The sequence below is a fragment of the Acidiferrobacter sp. genome (assembly GCF_054609335.1).
Window position 1 is genome coordinate 1 of record NZ_JBTRWP010000088.1, and the last position, 6587, is coordinate 6587.

Genomic DNA, 6587 nt, shown 5'->3' on the forward strand with positions numbered 1-6587 from the left:
ATTGGCGATCGTGCGCTTCTTGACCTTCTTGCCCTCGCGATAGGACTCCCGCAACAGGATGGTGGGGCGGGAGCCGCGATTGGGCACGATATGGATATGCATGCCTACTACATAGCACACATAACCGTGCATTGCAAGCAATAAAACAACTATTACATGCCTACACTTCACCAGACCACAAAGCACCCAAACGCTTGATTTCCTGGGCGTTAGGGGGCTTTTTTGGGGGGTTTAGGGGGGCAACCTCAGGTTAAAGGCCGCAGGACTGTCGGTCTCCGCCCATGGAGGCGGCGTCAATCCATCCTCTATCGGGATGGTGGCTGCCTAGGAAGTGGGAAGCTCCGGCCTTTAGGGCGGGGAGCAGTCACCGAGTTTGCTGCTGTCTCAATATTAGGAGACAGAACATTATGAGCGATATTACAACGGCACAGCTATGGATCGGGTTGGGATGGGTAACGCTCTTATTTGGTGGAGGCGGGCTCCTTCTTGCGTGGCTCAATCATCGCGGCCACAAGCACAAATAACCCACCACGACTACCGGCGCCAGCCCTATGGTGCCCATTTACCTACCCCGGCCTCCCCACCAGATTCTCGTCCCGCAGGCGCGCATACCGTTTCAGCATCTGCGGGGTTTGTGTCCGGTAATCGCCGCGACCTCCACAGGATTCAACCACGCCTCAAAGAGCCGGGAGGTCGTCCATGGTGCAGATCACGGAAGGTCAGGCCTCCGATGCTGGTGGCCCTGCAGACCCGTTCGGTGGGCCATGCTGATCTTGCGCAAAAAAATCGATGCCATAACCCCGGTAGTCCGATCAGGTTAAACGAGGTTGCCGGGGAACGCCCCATTGCGTAGGTTGACCGATCCGCCCAAGCAGGCGGGGGTCAGTGCGCTCCGGCAGGGTCCGGTTTTTGGATCAAGCGGTGGAGGGAGGTTTAACTGCAGCGAAGCGCGCTAGAGGCGGGATGATCAGTAGCATCATAAATAGGCGGATCATGTGAACTCCCAGAACAAAAAGAACATTACCATTGGCGGCCATGCTGATAGCGAGTGCCGCATAAAGGGCACCGGGAGCGGTAGCGAGGTAACCGTCGAGATCGCTGACGCCTACTACGTGGGCAAGCACGTATCCCAAAATTGCGCAAAGCAGATTGATGACGATTATGAGGCCTAAGGCGATCGGGATTAGTCTCACCTGCGAGCGCAAACGCGCAATGGACAGCTGTAGGCCTGCCTGCCAGCCAATCAAAACATAAGCTATTTCTATGATCGGTCTAGGAAGACTGCGCAAGATGGATACGTGGCCGATGGTTAGCAGTAGGGAGACGATCAAAGGCCCTAGTAGGTACGGTGCGGCAATATGAAGGAGGCGGGCAAGCCAAGCCCCACTAAGTCCGCAAAAACCGACGGATAGAAGCGCCGCTCCCCATGCCGACCAACCCAAAGATTGGGTCGTGGCAATTGTTGGCAGACTTACTGAGTCGTGAAACACAAACATGACGATTACAGGGATGGTAGCCATGACCAAAGCGACGCGCAGGTATTGTACTATGGCTACCAGCGGGAGGTCGGCGTGAAGCTCTTGGGCAACGGCAGTTATTCCAGTGGCGCCGCCCGAGGTCATGGACAAAAGCCCTGTGGTGCGACTGATATTTGCGAGACGACTAAACAGTAGCCCAGACAACAGGCTTAGGGCGAATGTGCTAAACGCTACAAGCAACACGACTAAGAAGTGTCCGTCAATCGCTGAGAAGGCCTTGTAGCTAAAGAGCATACCGATAGCTACACCAAGAATAATCTGTGCAATTCGCGATAAGCGGGGCGAATAGATAAGGCGCCCATCGATATTGACGAAGATTCCAGTGACCATACCGGCAAATAGCGGTGCTGCAGGGATATGCAGTGCCGCAAAACTCCTACTCAGCAAGATGCTGCCAAGAACAAGTACGGCCCATTGGCGCGCGTTGCCGGAGATCATTGCCGTTGTACTGCGCATCCTTCCAAGCTCCCGAAGCTGCTATGCCGAATAAAGGCCCGTGGTGGCTGTGTCATCGACCACCAACGGCCATTGTGAATGAATGTTAGACCGCTCGGTGTCGGACACGCCAGCTGCAAAGAGTCTGATTTACGATCCATGGCTGACCGAGGCACCAATCCCCTGATCGCCATCCAGATGGTGCTTTTCGGGGAGCCGTGTGCGGAACCGGGTAAGTAGTTACGATCCACGCCCTGAAACAGTTCTCTATCCCGTTCCTCACGGATGCCCTAACAGTCATTTATCGCAGACATTTGCGTGCCCATGTGAATTACAGAAGCGTATCCTGGATACGCCAATAGGCCACCCGGGTTCTATGGTAGTCGAGATATATTCGCAATGACAGAACGTGAGCTTGCTGTGCCGAGCAGAACAATGCGCGGCATTTTTTGTGAAAGGCGCTACCTCTTTCGTTCTGCCTTAAGCGTTACCCCCTTCATACACGCGCACGACGACGGATGATGTCCCTGGGCTTTAGTGATCGGCTTGATAAACCATTGGCACATTTCCTGTCAAGGCTCAAATTGGCACCTTGACCGTTTTTTTGATTCGGGTTAGGGTTTCCACCAATGGGCTCACGTAATGAACGGTCAGCAAGGAGACGTCCGTGAAGGTCGGTTTTATCGGATTAGGGCAGATGGGTTCGGGCATGGCCGGCCGCCTGCTGACAGCGGAGCATGCGCTGACTGTCTTTAATCGATCTCCAGAAAAAATGCAGCCCCTCGTCTCCCGCGGCGCGCGCGCCGCTAAATCAGTGAGGGATTTCACCGACGCCGAAGTAGTTGTCAGTATGTTGGCGGATGATTCCGCAGTTGAGCATGTTACATTCTCTGATGACGGCCTACTAAAGAATTTACCGGCCGGGGCTATCCATGTTTCCTGTAGCACTATTAGTGTCGCACTCTCGGCGCGACTCGCAACTGCACATGCAGGTGCGGGGCAACACTATGTATCGTGTCCTGTATTCGGGCGTCCTGATGCCGCGGCAGCGGGTAAGTTATTTCTTGTGGCGGCCGGTCTACCTAATGTCATAGATCGTCTGCGACCGATTTTTGATGCTGTAGGTCAACGCACGTTTGTTGTCGCAGAACAACAGGAAAAGGTCAATCTTGTCAAACTCAGTGGCAATTTCTTGATTGCCGCAGTCATTGAATCTCTTGGCGAGGCTATGGCCCTTGTTGAAAAGGGGGGAATCGATCGCCATGCCTATCTGGATATACTTACATCAAGTCTGTTCAATATACCACTATACAAGAATTATGGTGCCATAATAGCAGACCGCAATTTCAGGCCCCCTGGCTTTTCTTCCCCATTAGGACAAAAGGATATCCGCCTCACTCTAACAGCAGCAGAGGCCCTCTCTGTACCCCTCCCCTTTGCAAGTATTTTGCGTGACCGCTTTATCGCCTTGGCGGCGCAAGGGGGCGAAACGCAGGATTGGTCGGCCATAGGTAGCCTCGCCGCCCAAGATGCAGGTTTGGCACATAAGAAATAGTGGCGGGAAGGGAGGTCGAGCCCCATGATGCTCGATACGTGTTTTCTGACCCATTGTGATCACCCAGATCGTAACAGTAAACAAGCGTTCAGGTTGATAAACGCCGAGGTTGGCGACAATCTGCTATTTCGCGATACCTAAAAACACCGCTAGGCAACGACTCACCTCCATTATTACCTGCTCACTAACGGAAGCAACTACAGACCCCAACCTATTGCGCTTTACCGCCAGGACCTTATCGACCATGATCTGTGAAATCTTTTGTAATCCATTGGTCCCGTCAGGATGTACTGTTATTCGGAACAATGGCGCATCCAGCACCGTTCCCGACAGTAACAACACGGTGACGGTCGCCTGCTCGCTAAACTGATCAGACTGCACCACCAGCGCCGGTCTCGGTTTCCCGAAGTCACCCGCTATAGCCACGGTCAACAAATCCGTGCGCCGCGTCCCGCTCACTCGTCCATATCTGATCCTTCCCCGGTCTCCCGGACACCCGGTTAAGAGAATAAACTCTTGACCTGAGGTGAGATGATGAAAACCAAGAAGCCAACCGAGAAGACGACTCGGAAGCGTTACAGCGACGAGTTCAAAGACCAAGCCTTGAAGCGCGCCGAGCGGGATGGAGTGGCCCTTGTGGCCCAGGATCTCGGGATCGCCTTGACCCAAATCTATGCCTGGCGGCGCAAGCGCTAGATGGGGCCACTGTCACCTAGGCACAGCGGTTGAAGGAGGCCTGGGTCGTCCGCCTAGCGCGGGATAGGGCGCACATTAAAGAGGAGAACGCGTTTTTAAAAAAGCCCAGGCGTACGGTAAGCGAATCAGTCGAAGTGAAGTACGCCCTGATCCGACGCCACGAAGGGGAGCATGCGATCGCCCTTATGTGTGGCCTGAGGTCCGTTTCTCGCAGCGGTTACTACGAGTGGCGGGACCGTCCCACCCGACCGCGCACGAAGGCCGATGAGAGTCTTGTCGAGGCCATACGGCGCATCACCAACGACCACAAGGGGCGCGCCGGCTCGCCACGCATCACCTGGGCGCTCCGTCACGAGGGGTAGCGGGTCGGAAAGAACCGTGTGGCGCGCCTGATGCGCCAAAACGCGCTACGCGCCAAGGCCGCCCGCACGTTTGCGGCTGCGACCCACTCCGAGCACAATCTGCCGGTGGCGCCCAATCTCCTCAATCAGGACTTCAGCGCGCAACGTCCGAACCAGAAGTGGGTTTCGGATATCACCTATATCGCCACCGACGAGGGATGGCTCTATCTGGCCGTGGTGCTCGATCTCTATGCCCGCACAGTCGTGGGCTTAGTCCTGTCCGAACGGATGACGGCCAAACTCACCTGCGATGCCCTGCGTATGGCGCTCTGGCGGCGCAAGCGGCCCCGCGGGGTTATCCTCCACTCCGACCGTGGCAGCCAATACTGCGCGCATGACTATCGGCGTCTTCTGAAGGCCCATGGCCTCATTGCCAGCATGAGCAAGAAAGGCGACTGCTATGACAATGCGGCCATGGAGAGCTGGAACCACAGCCTGAAGGTCGAGGCCATCCATGGAGAACGCTTTGCGACACGTCAGGAGGCGCAGAAACAGGTTTGCGAATACATCGAAATATACTATAATCGAAAGCGCCTACACTCCGGTTTCGGGTACCTCTCTCCCGAGACCTTCGAGCAGCGGCATGTGGCTTAACTGAGTGTCCGTGATTTCTGGGAAAGATCATTGGTCGATACGGTACCTAGACCATTCGGAGCAACCCTTCTGAATGGATAACTGCGATTGCACAGCAAAGCAGCATAGATGCGGAGGATCATATCGCCAAAGGGACCTCGCTAATAAAGGCATTGATTGATAAAGGGATGTAACCAACTAACAATGTTCTCCGAAGACGATCTTCGCCTTAATTGGTTTCTGCATATGCGGACCAATGCCGATTATTTGAGCATCGAGCTCATGCAAGCGGGGATGGCCTACGCGATTTGGGCGCGTAACGCCTATGTCGGCATCTGGCTCCCGGAGGCTCAAGGCTTCTTGATCTCGCGTTACAAGATGGACCCAACGCCGTTTCTGTTCGTTGAGTACCACTGGGACACTGGTGAACCATGTGGCACCGCCAAGCCATTGCGCGCACTTGAAATCTGCCCGTTACCGCTGCCGCCGGAGGCTGCATACTATGACGAAGGACAGAATGCGGCCGTGTGCGCTTGGCTCGACGCACTAGAAAAATGTCATCCGCCACTTCCGGGCTGGGATTCTGTCGGCCAACGTCGTCAGGGTGCGGCAAGGTGGGCGCAACGGCAAGAGGAAAAACGGATGAAACGGAGGCGGGTCACACGTCGGTCATCAGAGCGGAAGTAATCTCAAAATCGGACGAGGCCTATAATCACTTCATGGCCATCCAATCGACCGCATTCGGATGTATTGAACTCTCCGGCAAGGAAGCCAAGTGGCTTCCACGTCACATGATTGAAGACAAGCTTAACTTGGCCGCGAAGGCTTCGCTCGCTCACGGTCAGGCGGTACTGGCTCGTATTGCCTCAGTTTATTCACGCCCTTAATCGCCAGTAACTCGGTCGTCTCTTCAAGTGCATAACGGCGTTAATTTGAATCTTCTGATCGTGAGTCACGTCCCCGGTCTTCGGGATTTGCAAACGATGGTCGGATCGACCGTGCATTAGTGGACAGGTTTAAAGCGGCGTTGCTTTCGGAAAATTGTGACTCAAGAGATCGGAGCTGATTCTGTATTCTCCATGCCCAATCCACTCATGATAGGCGGCGAGAGCGTCAGTTTCTGTCAGCAGAGCTGTTCTCGCCCGCGCTGGTGCTCGGATGGTAAGCGCTCCAGCAACCGCACCCTGCCCGCGATCCTCTAAGTCGCTTACGATCCGATCCATCACATTGATGGAGACGGATGGATGGCAAAGATCCGCAGCAATGAGGCTTGGCAAGAGCTCTTTGCCGAGTACGAGGCAAGCGCAGAGAGTGCGCGCGACTTCTGCGCCCGGCATGGGCTACGGTTGACGTACTTCTATCGGCGCAGCCTGGAGCTTCGCGGGCGTT

5 protein-coding genes and 1 pseudogene are annotated in these 6587 nt (G+C 55.1%); 4 read left to right on the forward strand and 2 right to left on the reverse strand.

Annotation, left to right across the window (positions count from 1 at the left end; all coding sequences use genetic code 11):
* Positions 1-914 precede the first annotated feature (914 nt).
* The gene (locus ACYCTF_RS13950; protein WP_461285064.1) at positions 915-1994 is read right to left on the reverse strand and encodes an AbrB family transcriptional regulator; all 1080 of its coding nucleotides are present in this window, start codon (positions 1992-1994) and stop codon (positions 915-917) included.
* A gap of 646 nt (positions 1995-2640) precedes the next feature.
* Between ACYCTF_RS13950 and ACYCTF_RS13955 the strand changes: the two genes are divergently transcribed.
* Positions 2641-3528: an NAD(P)-dependent oxidoreductase gene (locus ACYCTF_RS13955; protein WP_461285065.1), complete on the forward strand. Its 888-nt coding sequence runs from the start codon at positions 2641-2643 to the stop codon at positions 3526-3528.
* Between the two features lie 123 nt (positions 3529-3651).
* Here ACYCTF_RS13955 and ACYCTF_RS13960 read toward each other — a convergent pair whose 3' ends face one another.
* Complete coding sequence (locus ACYCTF_RS13960; protein WP_461285066.1) at positions 3652-3987, reverse strand: type II toxin-antitoxin system PemK/MazF family toxin; 336 nt, start codon at positions 3985-3987, stop codon at positions 3652-3654.
* 75 nt (positions 3988-4062) lie between these two features.
* Here ACYCTF_RS13960 and ACYCTF_RS13965 point away from each other — a divergent pair.
* The 3 genes and pseudogenes from ACYCTF_RS13965 to tnpA all read left to right on the forward strand — a co-directional run.
* Positions 4063-5219, forward strand: a pseudogene (locus ACYCTF_RS13965) (IS3 family transposase).
* A 593-nt stretch (positions 5220-5812) separates the two neighbouring features.
* Positions 5813-6085, forward strand: a complete 273-nt coding sequence (locus ACYCTF_RS13970) for a hypothetical protein (RefSeq protein WP_461285067.1) — start codon at positions 5813-5815, stop codon at positions 6083-6085.
* A 357-nt stretch (positions 6086-6442) separates the two neighbouring features.
* Positions 6443-6587: IS66 family insertion sequence element accessory protein TnpA (gene tnpA, locus ACYCTF_RS13975; RefSeq protein WP_461285068.1), on the forward strand; the 145-nt coding region annotated here is incomplete at its 3' end.

Coding starts and splice junctions, on each gene's coding strand:
- ACYCTF_RS13950 (WP_461285064.1), bottom strand. CDS start 1,994: ATGCGCAGTACAACGGCAATGATCTCCGGCAACGCGCGCCAATGGGCC.